Raw genomic sequence first — 19,969 nt, forward strand, 5'->3', positions numbered from 1 at the left:
CAGGTGATTCTCCCCGAAGAGCCAAAAATACGATCAGCCTTGATTTACGGTGGAGTCCATATACGATGGGTTAGGCAGCAGTTGCATTGGACAAAATTTGTAGTCGGACATTGGAAAGCTCCACGTCGGAGAAATTTGCCATAGTAATTTCGCCTTCAACACGGATGTGTGTGCCCTTTGGCAATATTCCCAACACACGATATTCATCCAACTTAACTTTGCAAAGTACGGATCGCCCTTTGTAGTCTTTGTCGATAGCGAGTCGAAGAAAAACCTCTCCGTTATCTCGTTTATCTGCGGACCTAAGATAGGAGTCCCACTCAACCTTTAATCCCACGTAGCTATTCGCGACTTGTTCGCGCTGCATAGGTGGAGCGCTATCTATCGCTTTTTCGATGTCGTCAAAGCTTAATTGGCTCAAGCTTTCTATTGCAACAGGAGCCAATTGAAGAGGAGGCGCAGACTCGTGTTGAGCACTACCACGATCATCGTGAAGATGTACGACAACCTGGGGTGCAACTGCAATAGTAGACTTTGGGTTTATCTTGGCCTTGAGCCATGAGTAAAAATCTTCGCCGGCTTTCTTAAATAAGCCGGCTCCAAAGGCACCAATGATGCCAATCACAATGCCGATAAAGAGACTAGATATATCCATGGTTCCTATCTTGGCACTGACAAATCGTCAGGCCTAACGTTTGACGTGAGGGGCCACCGCAGCGGCGAAGCCGCGAAGGGAACCCACAAGCGCAGCTTGTGGGCGGTCCCTCTCGACGGAATGGTTAGACAGCACTTGTGTTCCGCTTCATCTGAGAGCACTCGTCAAGTATTGTTTCGGTCGGCTCCGCATAACCATACTCATTCATTAGCCAGTTGCGAAGGAAGCGGAACCTCTGTTCCGTAGTGAGGCCGAAATACTTGGCGGCAAATCCCGTGGCTTGATCCTTCTCGTCAAGCGCGTCTTGAATCGCTTCTTTGCAGAATTTCATGGGGTCAATTACGGCGAGGATCTTCTCGTCCAACTCCTGTACGAAGTGATGGGCTGCATTGATCAATGACGCCGTTTCCTTAAAGGTTAGTGAATCGCCTTTCTCGGCTTTTTCGGCAAGCCCGCTCACTTCAAGCCCTCTGTACGTCTCGGCGATGTCACTGGCTTTGTTGACAAGAGTTTTGCGGCTATCTGGCCGCAGCTTATTGTCGGCAAGCTCGTGAAATACATTGTTGCGCCAAGTTATCAATACATCAATGAGTGCGTGTGTTATCTCATTGATCTTGTAGTGATCGGAGTAGATAGTTACTTTCTTAAGTACTGATCGACCCGCGCCATCCAGCTTGGACGAAAGTGATATATCCTGCAGATAGTTCGGCTTCCGGTTAAGGAGGCCGAGATACATATCGATCGAATCGACTGCCCAGCCCAGAAACGATTGCAATACGAAGATCCGACTTCGCATCACCGACGCATTCTTATCCTTCGGAGTCCAAGCCGTGCGCAACACCCCCGGCGCCTGAATGACGCTGCTCTTCTCAAGCGTGTGCAGTGCGACGAGCGATGTGATCAGGTGGTGATTCGCCTGACCGAAGTGCTTCTTGAACTGAATGCGAGCGAGTGTCTTCTTCATAATTGGTGCACCAGGCAAGATTCGAACTTGCGTCTTTCCCTCTTAGAAGGGCCACGAGGCCCTCATGAAGGGGAACGTCTTACCCATGAGACGACAGGTGCATTGTGCTGGCTAACGTGGATGTGAGGGGCAGCCGGAGCGCGTAGCGCGGAGGGAACCAACAAGCGCAGCTTGTTGGCTGTCCCTCTCGACTGTAAGGTTAGACGGCTGTTTCATTTTGGCGATCCGTACTTGCAGCATGCATGCGCAAGCTTTGAGTACTGAGAGCGATTGTGTAGCTAGCAGGCAAGAAACTATGGCTCATAAATCTCCACGGTAGGTGTGTGCTTTAGAGCTTCATCGATGAACCTGCGGAGTGCAACAGACGCAACCTCTTAGTCGACGAGGTGATCAACAAAGTAGAACCCATTGTCTTCAATCTTGTAGTTATAGATTTCTGACATTGTTGCCCTATGAATTGGGCTTGGTAGTTTCGCAAACAAGGCCGACGGATTGAACCCCTGCGGAACATCAAACTTAATTTTGTACTCGATACCCATGGTTCATACCTGTGCGGACTGATTTTCAGGCGGAGCCGCAGGCGGAGGGGACCCAAAGCGCAGCTTTGGGCAGTCCCTCTCGACGGAATTGTTAGCCATGGCGGACAAAGGGGCTAGAAATTGCGCCTTGAATAGCAATTATGAATACAGCAACCAAAGCTATTTCACAAATGGCCATGACCAGAAACAAATTTAAGACTGAAACCTTATTGTGCTTCCACGCAGCACAGATCAATAGCCATGTTTTTTTCAAGGCCTTCGCGCTTGATGCTTTGATCTCTTTCTTCTTCTCATCCAAGGCTGGGGTTGATGTGATTGATGCATCGACAAAAATTCCCAAATTTGCGATGGCAGCCCCAAAAAACACAAACAGACACATCGCAAAAGGAAGCATGTTCCATATGCCAGAAAAGCTTAAATCAAATTTCGTTAGGTCAAGCTTGGTTCCCCAAATGAGAGCCAGCGTGAGAAACACAATCTGTGGTGTTAGGTTTCTCAAAAACTCAAGGAATGCCTTCCTGCCTTCACCAGTGAACATGGATTCTCCTAATGGCTAACGAATAGGGTTTATCCCACGCGGCACGCAAGCGTATTCGGAATCGATGTGCATGTCGCGAGGGATAAACCTTGTTGGACTGAACCGCCGGCAGGACGGTGACACTGGGGATTCTACGCCCGGCTCATGCGCAGTGGGTAGCGTGAATCACGATGATTGCAGTCCGAGGGTGTCGATGGGCGGCGGGGCCTTTCGTGGGTGGCAGACACCCATCGAATTGCATGCCGAACAGCGCTGTTCTTGATGTATCTCATCGCTAGGTCCAGAGGTTGCGCGCACGGGATCTCGGGCGATCGAGCACGGTCGCCGTTAGCAGTGGTTGCGTCGAACTTGATCGGCTTCATCATGGCCCGTCGCGACAGCGGGGCGTCGGCGCCAACGTGGCAATGGTGCGCCAGTGCCCGTGCTCACAGTGCGCACAGCGGCACGGGTCGTGACCACCGACGCGGGCGAAGAAGGCTTCGGCCGCTTCAATTGCTGTCGGTTGCGGCTCGGGCATCTCCAGGGCCGCACGCGCGGCCGCGAGGTGCGACCGCTGCGGTTATCCCGGGCCCGGATTCGCGTCTGTTCGTGATCGCAGCCGAGGATGCGCTCGTTCGAGATTGCCACCCGATGCGTGTAGCGCGCCAGGTAGTCGAGCACCTGGGCCGGCCCGCCCGGCGGTGGTTTGGCATAGACCACCCAGTCATGCGCAAGCAACGCGCGGCGGCGGGCCTGCCATGCAGGGGGCTCGGCTTGTGGATCAGCCGGAATCCGGGCGCTGCGCCGCGCCTGGTCGAGCGCATCAAGAAACTTGGCGCGAAACACCCGCGAAGCGACCTGCACCGGAAACAGGAAGCCTTTGCCACGACCCGGCGCGTGCCACTGCCCCTCATCATCGAGTCCGCCGCAGGCAACGAGCGCGTGCACATGCAGATGCGTGTGCAGTTCCTGCGTCCAGGTGTGCAGCACCAGGCTGAAGGCTAGCGTGGCCCCGAGCCAGCGGGGATTGCTCGCCAGTTCGAGCAGAGTCGCTGATACACAGCGGAACAAGGCATCGAAGAGCCAGCGTGGGTGGCGGGCGGCGAGTGGGGATTATTGGATTACCACTGACACTGAAGGAGATTGTCCGTCCGAAGCAGCGCGAACGCGTTCCGGTCATGCTGCCGCGTGTCAAGGTGACGCGCTTGCTGTCGGTGATGGAGGACACCGAAAGCGACCTGGCGCGCTTGCTCTACGGTACCGGGATGCCTCTGATGGAGGCGCTTCGCCTGCGGGTAAAGGATGTCGACTTTGACCGTAACGAAATCACGATTCGCGAGGGCAAAGGTGGTTAGCGTATCGCTGTGCTCTTGATGGCACACTATCGCAAGCAGTGATTACAGTCTAATGGGCGCTCCTCCCCCTTGTATATTTACGGAATGGGCAGGAAGAGACTCCTGGAGGTCGGGAGGGGGGGATGGGTTTCAAGGGCCGCCAACGAAACCCATCCCCACCCCAGCCCTCCCCTTGAAGGGGAGGGAGCAAAAAACTGCCCACCCGAACCTGATTAGCAGGTCTCTTCCCTTTCCCTGAATATACAAGGGGAGGGAGCGACCATGCTGAAGTCCACCTTTCGCCATCTAATTGATTGCCGCGTTAGTAACCAAACCGGTCAGCGCACACACGCTTCCGCATTCGTTTGCCACCCATCTGCTCGAAAGCGGCTACGACATCCGCACAGTGCAGGAGCTGCTCGGCCACGCCGACGTTTCGACCACGATGATCTACACCCATGTGCTGAACAAGGGCGGGCGTGGGGCAAGCTACGCCCCGCCTTAGTACTGACGGCGCATCAAGCCTGGATACGCCATCTCTCTTCAAAGCAGCGGTGCCAGCCAGCGCTCCGCTTCCGTCAGGCTCATGCCGGTGCGCTTTGCCCAGTCCGCCACCTGGTCGGAGCCGATCTTGCTGATCGCGAAGTAGTGGCTTTCGGGGTGGGCGAAGTAGAAGCCGGATACGGCTGCGGCGGGGGTCATGGCCATGGATTCGGTGAGGCCCATGCCGGTGTTCGCGGGCACATCCAATAGCTGGAAGATGGCGGCCTTGACGGTGTGGTCCGGGCACGCGGGGTAGCCGGGTGCGGGGCGGATGCCGCGGTATTGCTCCTTGACCAGCGCGGCGTTGTCCAGCGACTCGTCGGGCGCGTAGCCCCAGTATTCTTTGCGCACGCGCTCGTGCAGCCATTCGGCGGTGGCTTCGGCGAGGCGGTCGGCCAGGCTCTTGAGCATGATGGCGTGGTAGTCGTCGTGGGCGGCTTCGAACTCGGCGAGCTTGTGCTCGATGCCCAGCCCGGCCGTGACGGCGAAGGCGCCGCACCAGTCGCGCACGCCGCTGGCCTTGGGGGCGACGAAGTCGGCCAGGCACCAGTGCGGCTTGCCCGCGGGGCGCTCGTGCTGCTGGCGCAGGCCGAACCAGGTCATCATCGGTGCGTCGCGGGATTCGTCCGCATAGAACTCGATGTCGTCGCCCACGGTGTTGGCGGGGAAAAGGCCGAACACGGCGCGCGCCTGCACCCACTGCCCGGCGATGATGTCTTCCAGCATGGCCTGGCCATCGGCAAACACCTCGCGCGCGGTTTCGCCGACGATCTCGTCGTCGAGGATCTTCGGGAAGCTGCCGGCGAGGTCCCAGGTCTGGAAGAAGGGGGCCCAGTCGATGTAGTCGCGCAGTTCGGCCAGATCGACCTCGAGCGCCACCACGCCCAGGGTGTTGGGCTCGGCCGGCACGTAGGCGGCGTCGGCCAGCGGGTTGAAGGCGTTGGCGCGCGCGGCCTCGAGGCTCACCAGTTGCACGCCCTTCTTGTTGGCGTGCTGGGCACGCAGCTTGTCGTAGTCGGCGGCGAGCTGGGATTTGAACTCGGCCGCGCCGCCCTCTGACAGCAGCGCGGTGACCACGCCGACCGCGCGCGAGGCGTCGGGCACATAGACCACCGGTTGACCGTAATGCGGCGCGATCTTGATCGCGGTGTGCGCGCGGCTGGTGGTGGCGCCGCCGATGAGCAGCGGCACCTCGAAGCCCTGGCGCTGCATCTCGGCGGCGACGTGGCTCATCTCTTCCAGCGACGGCGTGATCAGGCCCGACAGGCCGATGGCCTGGGCGCCATGTTCGCGCGCAGCGTTGAGGATCTTGTCGGTCGGCACCATCACCCCGAGGTCGATCACTTCATAGCCGTTGCAGCCGAGCACCACGCCAACGATGTTCTTGCCGATGTCGTGCACATCGCCCTTCACCGTGGCGATGACGATGCGGCCCTTGCTGGTGGAGCCGGTGCGCAGCTTTTCCGCTTCGATGTAGGGGATGAGGTGGGCGACGGCCTGCTTCATGACGCGGGCGGACTTCACCACCTGCGGCAGGAACATCTTGCCCGCGCCGAAGAGGTCGCCAACCACGTCCATACCGGCCATCAGCGGGCCTTCGATCACGGCCAGCGGCGGCTTGCCCGCGGCTTCGAGCTTGGCGCGCACTTCTTCGGTGTCGGCCACGACGAATTCGGTGATGCCCTTGACCAGCGCGTGCGACAGGCGCTTTTCCACATCCCACTCGCGCCAGGCGAGGTCCGGCCCCTTGTCCTTGACCTGGCCCTTGACCGACTGCGCGATCTCGACCAGCGCCTCGCCCGCCCCCGGTTTGCGGTTGAGTACCACGTCCTCGACCGTTTCGCGCAGCGCGGGGTCGAGGTCGTCGTACACGCCGAGCATGCCGGCGTTGACGATACCCATGGTCAGGCCGGCCTTGACCGCGTGATACAGGAAGACGGTGTGGATGGCCTCGCGCACCGGGTCGTTGCCACGGAAGGAGAAGGACACGTTGGAAACGCCGCCCGAGGTCTTGGCGTGCGGCAGGTGCTGCTTGATCCAGGCCACGCTGTTGATGAAGTCGACGGCGTAGTTGTCGTGCTCTTCGATGCCGGTGGCGATGGCGAAGATATTGGGATCGAAGACGATGTCTTCGGGCGGGAAGCCGATACCCGTGAGCAGCTTGTAGGCGCGTTCGCAGATCTCGATCTTGCGCGCGTAGGTGTCGGCCTGGCCCTTCTCGTCGAAGGCCATCACGATCACCGCTGCGCCGTAGCGGCGGGCCAGTTTGGCCTGATGCAGGAAGCGCTCCTCGCCCTCCTTCATCGAGATGGAGTTGACCACGCCCTTGCCCTGGATGCACTTCAGGCCGGCTTCAATCACGTCCCACTTGGACGAGTCGAGCATGATGGGCACGCGCGAAATGTCGGGCTCGGTGGCGATGAGCTTGAGAAAGCGCTCCATGGCGGCCATCGAATCGAGCATGGCTTCGTCCATGTTGATGTCGATGATCTGCGCGCCGTTCTCCACCTGCTGCCGCGCCACCGCGAGCGCGTCGTCGAAGCGGCCTTCGAGGATCATGCGGGCGAAGGCCTTGGAGCCGGTGACATTGGTGCGCTCACCGACGTTCACGAACAGGCTGCCGGCGCCGACATTGAAGGGTTCGAGGCCCGACAGGCGCATCTTCTTTTCGATCTCGGGCACGACGCGCGGCGCCAGCCCGGCCACCGCCTGGGCGATGGCGGCGATGTGCGCGGGCGTGGTGCCGCAGCAGCCGCCGAGGATGTTCACCAGCCCCGACCGTGCCCACTCGACCACCGCGGTGGCGAGCTGCTCGGGGGTTTCGTCATAGCCGGTGGGCGCCAGCGGGTTGGGCAGGCCGGCGTTGGGGTGGGCGGAGACAAAGGTGTCGCACACGCCGGACAGCTCGTCCACGTAGGCGCGCAACTCCTTGGCGCCGAGCGCGCAGTTCAGGCCGAAGGAGATCGGCTGCGCGTGGGCGAGCGAGTTCCAGAACGCCTCGGCAGTCTGGCCAGACAGCGTGCGGCCGGAGGCGTCGGTGATGGTGCCGGAGATCATCACCGGCAGACGGCGGCCAAGGTCGTCGAACAGCTTCTCGATGGCAAACACCGCGGCCTTGGCGTTGAGGGTATCGAAGATGGTTTCGATCAGCAGCAGGTCGGCACCGCCTTCCATCTGCCCCCGCGCGGCGTCGTAGTAGTCGTCGACCAGCGCATCGAAGCTGATGTTGCGGTAGCCGGGGTCGTTGACGTCGGGCGAGATCGACAGCGTGCGCGAGGTCGGCCCCAGCACGCCGGCACAGTAGCGCGGCTTGGCCGGATTCTTCGCGGTGAATTCATCGCACAGTTCGCGCACCAGGCGGGCGCTGGCGACGTTGATCTCGTAGGCCAGGTCGGCAAGGCCGTATTCCGCCTGCGACACCTTGGTGGCGTTGAAGGAGCAGGTCTCGATGATGTCGGCGCCGGCATCGAGATAGGCGCGGTGGATCTCCCTGACCACGTCCGGGCGGGTGAGCACCAGCAGGTCGTTATTGCCCTTGAGGTCGCGCGGATGATCGAGGAAGCGCGTGCCGCGGTAGTCCGCCTCGCCCAGCTTGTATTGCTGGATCATGGTGCCCATGGCGCCATCCAGGATCAGGATGCGTTGGGCAAGGTGCTGGCGAATTTCGTCGGAACGGTCGGCTTGCATGGTTCTACCTCGATCTGCTGTTAATGCACAGCGGGTAGCACGGCCAAAACAAAACGGCGCGGCAAACCCGGCTGATTGGTTTGCGAGCGCCGTTGTTCAGTTGCCAAGCCTGGCCCGGCTACATTCCGGGTCGCAACGCTCCTTGGCAAGGGGCGGATTTTACGGGGTTTTCGTCGCAGCTGTCGAGGCCCTGCGCCATCGAGTCGCTCAGTCTGCCGGCACGCAACGCTCGGCAGCCCAGTCGCGCAAGGCGGCAACCTTCTCGGCCATGACATGGGCCAGTGGCCGGGTGCTGGCTGCCTCGCGCAACAAGCGCGCGGTGTCGAGCGCGGCGCCATCGGCCAGACATTCGTACAGCCCGGCCACCACCAGTTGCTCGAGCTCGGCACCGGAGTAATCAGAAGTGGCGGCCGCGAGTGCATCGAGATCGAAAGCGGCCGGATCGAGCTGCCGGCGGCGCAGGTGAATCGCGAGAATCTCGCTGCGCACGGCTGCCGTCGGCAGATCGACGAAAAAGATCTCGTCGAAGCGCCCCTTGCGCAGCAGCTCCGGGGGGAGCGCCGACACATCGTTGGCCGTGGCAACGATGAAGATGCGAGCCTGCTGCTCGCTCATCCAGGTCAGGAGACTGCCCAGCAGACGGCGCGACACCCCGCCGTCGCTCTCGCTGCTGCCCAACGCCAGCGCCTTTTCAATCTCGTCTATCCACAGCACGGCCGGCGCCAGCGCCTCGGCGGTGCGCAAGGCTTCGCGCAGCTTGCGCTCGGTCTCACCGGTAAACTTGTCATACAGCCCGCCGACATCGAGCCGCAGCAAGGGCACGCGCCACGAACCTGCCACCACCTTGGCGGCAAGGCTTTTTCCGGCCCCCTGCGCACCGAGCAACATGACGCCCTTGGGCAAGGGCAGGCCGGGCATGTTGCGCTCGCCGGTAAATACCGGACGTCGCGTCGTGAGCCAGCGCTTGAGTCGGGCCAGCCCACCGACATCGTCCGGCCCCATCGTACTCAGCTCGATCTGCAGCGCACTGGCACCCAGCATGTCCTGCTTGTAGCGCACCACTCGGGCAAGATCTTCCGCTGTGATCAGTCCGTCGTCGCAAATCGCGCTGCGCAGCAGGCGGCGTACGTCCTCTTCGGGCAGGCCAACAAGCTGGCTCAACAGCGCATTGACCGTGCCCAGGTCGCCCTTGGCGCGCTCACCGGTCGACTTCAGGTGCAAGTCGAGTTCGCTCTTGAGCAATTCACGCACCCGTGCCAGGTCCGGAATGCGCAGATCCACTCGCACCGAATGGCGCGCGAGCACCGCGGGCAACGACAGCTGAGGCGCCACGAGCACGAGCGTGCGGCCGGCTTGCTGGTGGTCGAGAACGATCTCGCGCAACAGTCGCGTGACGACCGGGTCTTCGAGAAAGGGTTGTGGGTCGAGCAGCACGTACAGCCCCTTTTCGGCCCGCTTGTCGATGTACTTCAGCGCGGATTCGAGCGTGTTCGTGCCGTCGACCGCGCGCTGAGTCTCGTCGTTCCGCCCCACCATGCCCGGCGCGTCGCCCACCGTGGGAAACAGGGCAAATCCGTCGGCCCGCCCGCTTCCGTAGCGAAAATTCTGCTGCACCAGACCATCGGCAACGCTCCAGAAGTGCAGCGCATGGTTGTCTTCGCGGGCGAGCCGCTGCATCAGGCGCAGCGCTTTGGGCTCCTCCACCGTCTCGATGCACAGCATCGGCATTCTCGAGCGGACAAGGGCGGAAATTTCGCGGAAATCTGGCATGACTGCGGCAGGGGCGGAAAAATCCCGATTCTACCGGCATACCTGCGGATAGCCCCATCCCGATCCACCGCCCCACCGGCAAGGTCTGCCGAAAACCGCCTCTCAGCGCCTTGGTCGCGGTAGCACGATCACCCTTTGCCGCGGCCAGTACGGATCGTAGAAGGGATCGAAGGGATAGCCGAAGGGATCCGCCCAGGGCGGATAGGCGCGCGGATCGCGCGCATAGAGCTGCGTCCGGCTGGTCCGCACCACCTTGCCGTCGATGAAATGCACATTGAATAGCGTGCCGGCCTGGCCGCCGTAGGACCGCACGTTCCAGTCCCACACGACTTCGCCGGACTGGGTGAAGGTCTGCTCGGCGCGGTGCTCGCCCAGCAGGCGCGCGACTTCGTCGCGGCTCATGCCCTTGCGCACGCGGGCCAGGTTCTCGTCGTCCAGCGCATCCCACTGCCGCAGCACGATGCCGCCGGCGTCGATCTGCACCATCAGGCAGGTGTCGCCGTCGGGCTGCGTGGCGTACTCGAGCGTGGTGGTGGTGTCGTCGTTGTGCCAGCGCCGGGTCGGCTCGCCGCGGGCGGCGATGACTTCCGCCTCGGTCGTATACGCATAGGGGCGCGACGGCTCGAAGGTCGCGCAGCCCGTCAGCGGCAACATGACGGCAAGGGTAAGGGCACACAGCGCATGGCGAAGCAGGCGCCGTGGATGCATGCACGCAGTCGGTTTCATTTTGGCCTCGTCTGTTTCGTATAGCGGCCGGTTTCCGCCACACGGCCCTCGGTATCGAAGGACACGGTGAAATAGTTCGCGTCGGTGATCAGCGTGCCACGCTCGCTCAGCCACTCCCACACCGTGCGCTGCTTGAGCTCGAAATACTGTTTCGACGCCGGACTGCCGAGCAGACGACGAACCTCGTCGCCACTCATGCCGCGCTGGACCCGGGCAAAAGTCTGTTCGTTGATGCGCTGGTCGATCTCACGCAGGATCTGGTCGGGCCCGATGGTGATCATGTAGCACTCCGCGCCTTCGGGCTGGCGCGAGTACTCCCAGGTGACCGAACCGTCGTCGTTGTGCCACGCCTGCTGCGGCGGACCAAAGCGCGCCTGCACCTCTGCCGCGGTCGACACCCCGGGCTTGAGATCGCGCACATTCAGGTAATCGCACGCGGCAAGCCCCAGGCTCGCCAGCAACGCGCACAGCATCGACAACAGACGCTTCATTTTGGCCCCCAACCGTGCCCCACTATTGGGCATGGGCTAGAATCAGGGTTCCCGGCCGATTTTGCAACGGTCGGACCGTGACGGTTTGCAACACTTCGGAGAATACACATGAAGCATACCCTTCTCGTCCTCGCGCTCGCTGGCCTCGGCCTGAGTGCAGCGCATGCGCAGACCGTGGTCAAGATCGGTCACGCCGGCCCCTTGACCGGCCCGATCGCCCACATCGGCAAGGATGGCGAGTTCGGCGCCCGCCTTGCAGTGGAAGATGCCAACGCCAAGGGCATCATGATCGGCGGCAAGAAAGTCACCTTCGAACTGGTCAGCGAAGACGACCAGGCCGACCCGCGCACCGCCACCACCGTGGCTCAGCGCCTGACCGACAGCGACGTCAAGGGGGTGGTCGGCCACGTCACCTCGGGCGCGTCGATTCCGGCCTCGCGCGTGTATGAGCAGGCCGGCGTGCCGGTGATCACCCCCTCCTCGACCAGCCCGAAACTGACCCAGCAGGGTTACAAGGTAACCTTCCGCGTCATCGCCAACGACCTGCAGCAGGGCGCAGCGATGGCGCGCTATGCAGCGGAAAACCTGAAGGCGAAGAAGATCGCCATCATCGACGACCGCACCGCCTACGGTCAGGGCCTCGCCGATGCCTTCGGCGAGAGTGCCAAGAAATACGGCATCGAGGTGGTCGGACGCGAGTTCACCAACGACAAGGCCACCGATTTCATGGCCATTCTCACCAAGATCAAGGGCAAGTCGCCTGACGCCGTGTTCTACGGCGGCATGGACGCCCAGGGTGCGCCGATGCTGCGCCAGATGCGCCAGCTTGGCATCCAGTCGATGTATCTCGGCGGGGACGGCGTGTGCACCAGCGAAATGGTCAAGCTCGCGGGCGACGCCATGAGCAGCAACGTCTACTGCAGCCAGGCGGGCATTCCGGTGGCGCAGATGCCCGGCGGCGCCGAATTCCTGAAGCGCTTCAAGGCGCGCTTCAATGCCGACGTGCAGCTCTATGCCCCCTACAGCTACGACGCCGCCATGGCGCTGATCGAGGCAATGAAGACGGCCGGCTCTAGCGATCCGGCCAAATACCTGCCGGCATTGCAGAAAACCGCGTTCAAGGGCGTCACCGGCGACATCGCCTTCGACAAGAACGGCGACATCAAGGACGGCGGCGTGAGCATGTACCGCTTCGAGGGCGGCAAGTGGGAGGCCCTCAAGTAACTCGCCTGTCGTGCGCGCATCGCGGGCACGAAAGCAGTGCATCGGACCGTGCATGCAGACTACAACGGGGCGCTTCGGCGCTCCGTTGTGCGTTCACCTCCGGCACAGGACGCGCACGTGCACTGTCTCGACGCCCCCACATGAGGGTTATCCACAATATGGCATGGATTGTGCAATGCGACATCCGCAGATCCGGTATCCGGCTCGTCGAAAATACGTAATACCGTAATTCGAAAGCGATAGACCTGCGCCAACGCCCAAACGCATCGGTAGAAATGCTGCACTGCATGATGCCGGCAACAATAAAAGGTTTTTGCCGGAAAGTGCGTCGGCATCATTTCTGTGCAGAATACGCGGGTCTTGGTGGAAATTGCGGCGCATTCAGGTCGTTTACTGGGTGGCCGACATCGACACGAGCATACATTCGCGCGGAGCCGGCGGAAGGGACCGGATCGCCGAACGGTTAGCACAATGCCCCGTTTAACCATTGATTTAGCTGGAGGATCAATAATGAAGAAGACCATCGTTGCACTCGCGGTAATGGGCCTCGGCATCACGGGCGCCCACGCCCAGGAAATGGTTGTGAAAATCGGCAGCGTCGCGCCGCTGACCGGCACCATCTCCCACCTCGGCAAGGACAATGAGAACGGTGCCCGCCTGGCGGTGGAGGAAGCCAACGCCAAGGGCATCATGATCGGCGGCAAGAAGGTCAAGTTCGAACTGATCGGCGAAGACGACCAGGCCGACCCCCGCACCGGCACCACGGTTGCACAGCGCCTGGTCGATGCCGGCGTCAAGGGCGTCGTCGGCCACCTGAACTCGGGCACCACGATTCCGGCCTCGCGCATCTACGACCAGGGCGGCATTCCGATGATTTCGCCCTCGGCCACCAACCCCAAGCTCACCCAGCAAGGCTACAAGGGCGTCTTCCGCACCATCGCCAACGACGTGCAACAGGGCTCGGCACTGGGCAAGTTCATGGTCGGCCCGTTGGGCGCGAAGAAGGTCGCGATCATCGACGACCGCACCGCCTATGGTCAGGGTCTGGCTGACGAAACGGAGAAGGCGGCCAAGGCCGGTGGCGCACAGATCGTGGCCCGCGAGTTCACCACCGACAAGGCGACCGACTTCAACGCCATCCTGACCAAGATCCGCGCCACCAATCCGGATGTGATCTTCTTCGGCGGCATGGACGCGCAGGGCGGCCCGATGCTGCGCCAGCTCAAGCAACTCGGCGTGAACGCCAAGTTCGTCACCGGCGACGGTGGCTGCAGCCCGGAGATGATCAAGCTCGCAGGCGAGGCGATCAGCGGCTCGGCCTACTGCTCGATGGCCGGTCTGCCGCTGGAGAAGATGCCGGGCGGGGCGGATTTCCGCGATCGCTTCAAGAAGCGCTTCAATGCCGACGTGCAGATCTACTCGCCCTACGCCTATGACGCGGCCAGCGCCATCATCGCCGCGATGCAGAAGGCCGACTCGGTCGAACCGGCCAAGTACCTGCCAGCACTCAAGGCCTCCTCTGAGCCGGGCGTCACCGGCACTGTCGCCTTCGATGCGAAGGGCGACATCAAGGACGGCGCCATCACCCTGTATCAATTCAAGGACGGCACCTGGGTCGCCATGTAATGTCCGCACTCCGGGGGCGCAAGCTCCCGGCTTCGAGGCGTAAGGCCTGCAGTGGCAGGCAGCGGCGGCGTCGCTCGACCAGTCCTGCAGCCCTTACCCCTTTTCGCGTTTCACCCTTTCCAAAAAAGACCAAGATGGAAACACTCATCCAGCAAATTCTGAACGGCCTGGTCATCGGCAGCGTGTACGCCCTGATCGCACTGGGCTACACGATGGTCTACGGCATTCTCGGCCTGATCAACTTCGCCCACGGCGACGTGCTCATGGTCGGTGCGCTGACCGCCCTGCAGACCATGATGTTCCTGATGGGCGTCGCCCCCGGAATGTCGCCGATTGCGATGCTGACGATTGCGCTGATGGTGGCCATTCCGGTGTGCATGATGATCGGCTTTACCATGGAACGCCTGGCGTACCGACGATTGCGCAACGCCCCCCGCCTCGCACCGCTGATCACTGCCATCGGCATGTCCTTCCTGTTGCAGACCCTGGCCATGATCATCTGGGGCCGCAACTACCACACCTTCCCGCAGCTGATCTCCACCACCCCGATGCAGCCGATCGAAGGCGTGTTCGTGACCCCGGTGCAGATCTTCATCATCATCGCCTCGGCGCTGATCATGATCGGCCTGAGCCTGCTGGTGAATAAGACCCGCATCGGTCGTGCGATGCGGGCCACCGCCGAGAACCATCGCGTGGCCAGCCTGATGGGTGTCGATACCAATGCGGTGATCGCCTTCACCTTCGTCATCGGCGCCGCGCTGGCGGCCGTGGCGGGCGTGATGTTCGCGAGCAACTACGGCATTGCCCACTACGGCATGGGTTTCATGCCCGGCCTCAAGGCCTTCACCGCCGCCGTGCTCGGCGGCATCGGCAACCTTGGTGGCGCCATGCTCGGCGGCATCGTGCTGGGCCTGGTCGAATCGCTCGGCGCCGGCTACATCGAGCACATGACTTTCGGCTTCCTCAACTCGTCCTATCAGGACATCTTCGCCTTCATCATCCTGGGCCTGGTGCTGATCTTCAAACCCACCGGACTGCTCGGCGAACGCGTGTCGGATCGGGCGTAAGGGAGGCATGAACACATGAACGAACTCGTCTCCGCAGTGCCCTGGCTGGGCAAACGCAACCCGATGGCCGCGCGCTGGCTGATCATCATCCTCGCCATCGCCGCCCCCATGGTGGCCATGCTGTTCGGCCGCAGCTGGGTGCGCATCCTCGACTTCGCGCTGCTGTACATGATGCTGGCGCTGGGCCTGAACCTTGTCGTGGGCTTTGCCGGCCTGCTCGACCTCGGCTATATCGCCTTCTATGCAGTCGGTGCGTACACCTTTGCCTTTCTTGCCTCGCCGCACTTCGACGTGCACCTTCCGTTCTGGGTGGTGCTGCCGCTGGGTGCGGCCTTTGCGGGGATGGCCGGCATCATGCTCGGCTTTCCGGTGTTGCGATTACGGGGAGACTATCTCGCCATCGTCACGCTGGGTTTTGGCGAGATCATCCGTATCTTCATGAACAACCTGAACTACCCGATCAACATCACCAACGGGCCGCAGGGCATCAACGGACTCGATTCGATCAACCTGTTCGGGTGGGATCTCGCGCGCAACCTTCAGGTTACCGAAGATTTCTCGATCAACTCGCTTTTCCTGTACTACTACTTCTTCCTCGCCTGCGTCGTCGGCTCGATTATCTTCATCCAGCGCCTGCAGATCTCCCGCATCGGCCGCGCATGGGCGGCGATGCGGGATGACGAACTGGCCGCCAAGGCGATCGGCATTAACACTCGCAACCTCAAGCTGCTCGCCTTCTCGATGGGCGCGACCTTCGGCGGCGTGGCAGGCTGCCTGTTCGGCGCCTTCCAGGGTTTCGTCTCGCCCGAGTCGTTCTCGCTGATGGAGTCCATCGCGGTACTGACGATGGTGGTGTTCGGCGGCATGGGCAACATCGCCGGCGCCATCGTCGGCGCCTTCGCCCTCGCCCTGCTCCCGGAAGTCCTTCGCGATGTCGCGGTACCGCTGCAGCAAACGCTGTTTGGCCATGTCCTGCTCGATCCTGAAGTGCTTCGCATGCTGCTGCTCTCTCTTGCCATGATCCTGATGATGCTGCTGCGCCCGGCCGGCCTGATTCCGGCGCGCGCGCGCTACGCCCACCCCGAGAACCTGCACCGGAGCGCGGCCAAATGATTACCCTCCTTGAAGCCCGCAACGTGGGCAAGCGTTTTGGCGGTCTGCAGGCCCTGACCGATGTATCGCTGACCATCCGCAAGGGTGAGGTCTATGGGCTGATCGGCCCCAACGGCGCGGGCAAGACCACCTTCTTCAACGTGCTGACCGGTGCCTACATCCCGGATGGGGGTGAGTTCGTGTTCAATGGCAGCGAGCTGCCGTCTGGCAAGCCGCACAAGATCGTCGGCCGCGGCATTGCCCGGACTTTCCAGAACATCCGTCTGTTCCGTGACCTCACCGCGCTGGAGAACGTCATGGCCGGCCATCACATCCGCACCAAGGCGGGTCTGTGGGGCATCCTGACGCAGAACCGCTTTACCCGCGAGGAGGAGCGTCTGACCACCGAACGTGCCTACGAGATGCTCAAGTACGTCGGCATCGAGCGCTTCGCGCAGACGGTGTCGAAGAACCTCTCCTACGGCGACCAGCGCCGCCTCGAGATTGCCCGCGCGCTCGCGACCGAACCGCAACTGCTGGCGCTGGACGAACCGGCAGCCGGAATGAACGCAACCGAAACCGCACAGCTCAAGGTACTGATCGAGCAGATCCGCCACGACGGCGTCACGGTGATGCTGATCGAACACGACGTCAAGCTGGTGATGGGTCTGTGCGACCGTGTCGCCGTGCTCGACTTCGGGCGCAAGATCGCCGAAGACGTGCCCGCGGAAGTACAAAGGAACGAAGCCGTGATCAATGCCTACCTGGGAGGCGGCAAGCATGCAGCATGAGTCCTCCTCACCCCTGCTGCAGCTGAAGAACCTGCAGATTGCCTATGGCGGCATCCACGCCGTGAAAGGCATCGACCTGGAACTCGCCAAAGGCGAACTGGTGTGCCTGATCGGTGCCAACGGCGCCGGCAAGACCACCACTCTCAATGCCATCGCCGGTGTCCTGCCCTTGCAGGGCGGCGACATCATGTACAACGGCGGCACGATCAACGCCCTGCCCGCGCACAAGCGTCTGCGCCAGGGCATCGCGCTGGTGCCCGAAGGCCGCGGCATCTTCACCCGCCTGACGGTGGAAGAGAACCTGCGCATGGGCGCCTACACCCGCAGTGACAGCGACGGTATCGAGGCCGACCTGGAAAAGGTTTACACCATGCTGCCGCGGGTCAAGGAGCGCCTGGAACAGGTTGCCGGCACGCTGTCTGGCGGCGAACAGCAGATGGTGGCGATCGGCCGTGCGCTGCTGTCGCGGCCTAAGCTGTTGCTGCTCGACGAACCCTCCATGGGCCTGGCGCCACTGGTGGTGGAAAAGATCTTCGAGGTCGTGCAATCGGTTGCCAAGGAAGGCGTGACCATCTTGCTGGTCGAGCAGAACGCCAACCTCGCGCTGGAGTTCTCACAGCGTGGCTACGTCATGGAGTCGGGCAAGATCACCCTCACCGGCAGCGGTGACGACTTGCTCGCCGATCCCAAGGTGCGGGCAGCGTATCTGGGCGAGGCAGCCTGAACGAGGAGCCGGGGACCGGCAGCGGCGCTGCACGCAAGACGGGGGCACTTACGGCCCCCAAGCTTGCGAGCGCTTCATTCGAATCGCCGAATATAATTCTCCGCTAAAGGAGAGCCGCGAATGAAACACCTCAGCCCCACGGAAGCGTTTTCGATGTTGCAGGCCGACCCCCAGGCCTTGCTGATCGACGTACGCAGTGAAATCGAATACCTCTTCGTCGGTCATCCGGTCGGCGCGATCCATGTATCCTGGAACGACGGACCCGACTGGGAGATCAACCCGCATTTCGTCGGCGAAGTGCGCAAGCTCGCCGGACACGGCGGCGAACGTCCGGTGATCCTGATCTGCCGCAGCGGCAATCGCTCGGAGGCCGCTGGTGAAGCACTCGTGTCCGCAGGGTTCTCCGCGGTCTTCAACGTCAGCCACGGTTTCGAAGGTGAGCTCGATGAAAACCACCATCGCAACACCTTGAATGGCTGGCGCTACGACGGGCTCCCCTGGCAGCAGTGCTGACACATCCTCAGGCGCGGACGTCGGCCTGAGCGGGACTCAGGCCGCGTGATAGCGGCGGCGCCAAGTGATGAAGCCGGTCAGCGCCAGGGCCGAGAACATGCACATGCCGGCGGCAAGCGTGAGAGGCGCCCGCCACAGGATGGGCGCAAGTACCCCCGCGGTAACCGCATTCATCCCCACCTGCAGGAAGCTCTGGCAGCTCGAGGCCATGCCGCGGCGCTGCGGAAAGAGATCGAGTGCGAGAATGCTCATGCTCGGCATCGCCAGCGCCATGCCGACACCGTAAATGGCAATCGGCAGCACCAGCCACAGGCGATGTGGCGGCGCACTCGCTGCGATCAGCATGCCGCCCAGCGCCGCGGCGAGCATGACCGCAAATCCGGCCCCGATCGTCCGTACCGGTGACCAATGCCCGGCCGCCCGCCCCGACAGTCCCGAGCCGATCATCATGCCTGCCACCGAGGGCACGAAGAGCCAGGCGAAATCCTGTGCCCCCAGGCCCAGATGCGTCATGACGAAAACCGGCGCGGACAGCACATAGATGAAGAAGCCGTTGAACATCAAGGCCACCGACAATGCCAGCAGCAGGAAGGCAGGATGGGTGAGGACGTTGCGATAGGCACGCGCAAGCGCCGCAGGATGCAGCGGCTGACGCGCATCCTCGGCGAGCGTCTCGGGCAGGAAGCGCCAGGTCATCGCACACAGAGCGAAGCCGAAACAGGCAAGAAAAACGAAGATCGCACGCCATCCGGCGACCGCCAGCAACATGCCGCCGATGAGCGGCGCCACCGCCGGTGCAATGCCGAAGATCATCATCACCCGCGACATCAGGCGCTGCGCCTGGGGCCCTTCATGAATGTCGCGGATCACCGCGCGGCCCACGACCATACCGGCGCCACCACACAGGCCCTGCACCGCGCGACCAGCCCACAACCACTCGATCGACGGCGCAATCGCGCACAGCAGTGCAGCGATCCCGAAAAGAAAGGTCGCCCCCATCAGCACGCGCCGCCGCCCGAAGCGGTCTGCCAACGCACCGTGCCACAAGACCATGAAGGCAAAGGTGGCCATGTAGGCGGTCAGGGTCTGCTGCACTTCGACCTGCGTCGCCCCCAGCGCTGCCGCCATCTGCGGGAAGGCAGGCAGGTAAGTGTCGATCGCAAACGGGCCAATGGCGGCAAGAGCGGCCAATACCACCGCAATCCAGGGAGAAGTCGAGGGCATCGTTGATTCGTTATTGTATTGATCTGGCGTCGCGCGGTGCCTGCGGGGCCGGACCTGGACGGTCCGAGATTGTCGAAGTCCGCTCGCCCGTCCGACGCATCGGGGTCAGCAGCAAGATAACACGGCATGCCGGATTGTCGAGACAAGGGACGGGACGCAAGTCAGGCACCACCATGGCGCACCGCGCACCAAGTCAGGGCAGATCTGACACGAATCGTGCGGCGCAGCGTCATTCGCGCCCAGTATTTGCAGGCAAACCGCCGCATGGCACACTTCTCGCTAAACCAAACCCGTGCCGGAGCGGTTCGATTGATCGAACTTCACGCACCACAATCTGAAATGGACGACTAGGGTTCCGGTCTGCGCAAGCGGACGTCTGGTCCGAGAGTTGTCGACCTCCTTCGAGGTTACACGGCGGGACAAAAGCCCGGGAGAACGAAGCATCTCGTGATGCGCCGCTCCCGCCCCAACCGATAACCGAA

General features: G+C 62.1%; 15 protein-coding genes, 1 tRNA gene, 3 pseudogenes and 2 riboswitches. Of the genes and pseudogenes, 9 read left to right on the plus strand and 10 right to left on the minus strand.

From position 1 onward, the window contains the following. Positions 1-70: 70 nt before the first annotated feature. The 5 genes and pseudogenes from J5J83_RS12320 to J5J83_RS12340 all read right to left on the minus strand — a co-directional run. Positions 71-655: a hypothetical protein gene (locus J5J83_RS12320; RefSeq protein WP_212349517.1), complete on the minus strand. Its 585-nt coding sequence runs from the start codon at positions 653-655 to the stop codon at positions 71-73. A 124-nt stretch (positions 656-779) separates the two neighbouring features. After that, positions 780-1,619 carry a hypothetical protein gene (locus tag J5J83_RS12325; RefSeq protein WP_212349519.1) on the minus strand — a complete coding sequence of 280 codons (840 nt, stop codon included), beginning with the start codon at positions 1,617-1,619 and terminating at the stop codon, positions 780-782. A 3-nt stretch (positions 1,620-1,622) separates the two neighbouring features. Next, positions 1,623-1,720 (minus strand) — tRNA-OTHER (locus J5J83_RS12330). A 529-nt stretch (positions 1,721-2,249) separates the two neighbouring features. Beyond that, the gene (locus J5J83_RS12335) at positions 2,250-2,696 is read right to left on the minus strand and encodes a hypothetical protein (RefSeq protein WP_212349521.1); all 447 of its coding nucleotides are present in this window, start codon (positions 2,694-2,696) and stop codon (positions 2,250-2,252) included. Positions 2,697-3,099: 403 nt separating this feature from the next. Then, positions 3,100-3,788 (minus strand): annotated as a pseudogene (locus tag J5J83_RS12340) (transposase); the annotation flags it as partial. Positions 3,789-3,853: 65 nt separating this feature from the next. Here J5J83_RS12340 and J5J83_RS12345 point away from each other — a divergent pair. Both J5J83_RS12345 and J5J83_RS12350 read left to right on the plus strand, forming a co-directional pair. Continuing rightward, the gene (locus J5J83_RS12345; RefSeq protein ID WP_212349523.1) at positions 3,854-4,030 is read left to right on the plus strand and encodes a tyrosine-type recombinase/integrase; all 177 of its coding nucleotides are present in this window, start codon (positions 3,854-3,856) and stop codon (positions 4,028-4,030) included. 298 nt (positions 4,031-4,328) lie between these two features. After that, positions 4,329-4,514, plus strand: a pseudogene (locus J5J83_RS12350) (tyrosine-type recombinase/integrase); the annotation flags it as partial. Positions 4,515-4,552: 38 nt separating this feature from the next. Here J5J83_RS12350 and metH read toward each other — a convergent pair. The 4 genes from metH to bamE form a co-directional block, all read right to left on the minus strand. After that, on the minus strand, positions 4,553-8,239 hold the full coding sequence (gene metH, locus J5J83_RS12355; RefSeq protein ID WP_212349527.1) for a methionine synthase: 3,687 nt from the start codon (positions 8,237-8,239) through the stop codon (positions 4,553-4,555). Between the two features lie 77 nt (positions 8,240-8,316). Further along, positions 8,317-8,389: riboswitch (S-adenosyl-L-homocysteine riboswitch) on the minus strand. 57 nt (positions 8,390-8,446) lie between these two features. Continuing rightward, entirely contained in the window at positions 8,447-9,961 is a 1,515-nt protein-coding gene (locus tag J5J83_RS12360) for an AAA family ATPase (RefSeq protein ID WP_212349529.1), read from the minus strand. 150 nt (positions 9,962-10,111) lie between these two features. Next, on the minus strand, positions 10,112-10,717 hold the full coding sequence (locus tag J5J83_RS12365; RefSeq protein ID WP_249115974.1) for a hypothetical protein: 606 nt from the start codon (positions 10,715-10,717) through the stop codon (positions 10,112-10,114). A 14-nt stretch (positions 10,718-10,731) separates the two neighbouring features. Then, positions 10,732-11,226, minus strand: a complete 495-nt coding sequence (gene bamE, locus J5J83_RS12370; RefSeq protein WP_212349531.1) for an outer membrane protein assembly factor BamE — start codon at positions 11,224-11,226, stop codon at positions 10,732-10,734. 108 nt (positions 11,227-11,334) lie between these two features. On the opposite strand from bamE, the gene J5J83_RS12375 reads away from it, so the two are divergent. The 7 genes from J5J83_RS12375 to J5J83_RS12405 all read left to right on the plus strand — a co-directional run bounded on the left by J5J83_RS12375 (position 11,335) and on the right by J5J83_RS12405 (position 18,263). Then, the gene (locus J5J83_RS12375; RefSeq protein WP_212349533.1) at positions 11,335-12,450 is read left to right on the plus strand and encodes a branched-chain amino acid ABC transporter substrate-binding protein; all 1,116 of its coding nucleotides are present in this window, start codon (positions 11,335-11,337) and stop codon (positions 12,448-12,450) included. 510 nt (positions 12,451-12,960) lie between these two features. After that, the gene (locus tag J5J83_RS12380; RefSeq protein ID WP_212349535.1) at positions 12,961-14,076 is read left to right on the plus strand and encodes a branched-chain amino acid ABC transporter substrate-binding protein; all 1,116 of its coding nucleotides are present in this window, start codon (positions 12,961-12,963) and stop codon (positions 14,074-14,076) included. A gap of 134 nt (positions 14,077-14,210) precedes the next feature. Beyond that, complete coding sequence (locus tag J5J83_RS12385; RefSeq protein ID WP_212349536.1) at positions 14,211-15,143, plus strand: branched-chain amino acid ABC transporter permease; 933 nt, start codon at positions 14,211-14,213, stop codon at positions 15,141-15,143. A 15-nt stretch (positions 15,144-15,158) separates the two neighbouring features. Then, positions 15,159-16,256, plus strand: coding sequence for an ABC transporter ATP-binding protein (locus J5J83_RS12390; RefSeq protein ID WP_212349538.1), 1,098 nt, complete (start codon positions 15,159-15,161; stop codon positions 16,254-16,256). Continuing rightward, positions 16,253-17,026 (plus strand): ABC transporter ATP-binding protein, encoded by a 774-nt coding sequence (locus tag J5J83_RS12395; RefSeq protein ID WP_212349540.1) that lies wholly within the window; start codon positions 16,253-16,255, stop codon positions 17,024-17,026. Before J5J83_RS12390 ends, J5J83_RS12395 begins: the two co-directional genes overlap by 4 nt. Next, positions 17,016-17,750 carry an ABC transporter ATP-binding protein gene (locus J5J83_RS12400; protein ID WP_212349542.1) on the plus strand — a complete coding sequence of 245 codons (735 nt, stop codon included), beginning with the start codon at positions 17,016-17,018 and terminating at the stop codon, positions 17,748-17,750. Before J5J83_RS12395 ends, J5J83_RS12400 begins: the two co-directional genes overlap by 11 nt. A gap of 120 nt (positions 17,751-17,870) precedes the next feature. Then, the gene (locus tag J5J83_RS12405; protein WP_212349544.1) at positions 17,871-18,263 is read left to right on the plus strand and encodes a rhodanese-like domain-containing protein; all 393 of its coding nucleotides are present in this window, start codon (positions 17,871-17,873) and stop codon (positions 18,261-18,263) included. Between the two features lie 36 nt (positions 18,264-18,299). Here J5J83_RS12405 and J5J83_RS12410 read toward each other — a convergent pair. Continuing rightward, positions 18,300-19,529: pseudogene (locus J5J83_RS12410) on the minus strand (multidrug effflux MFS transporter); the annotation flags it as partial. Positions 19,530-19,823: 294 nt separating this feature from the next. After that, positions 19,824-19,923: riboswitch (guanidine-I (ykkC/yxkD leader) on the plus strand. Positions 19,924-19,969 lie beyond the last annotated feature (46 nt).

Source organism: Azoarcus sp. L1K30 (assembly GCF_018122735.1).
Lineage (GTDB): Bacteria > Pseudomonadota > Gammaproteobacteria > Burkholderiales > Rhodocyclaceae > Parazoarcus.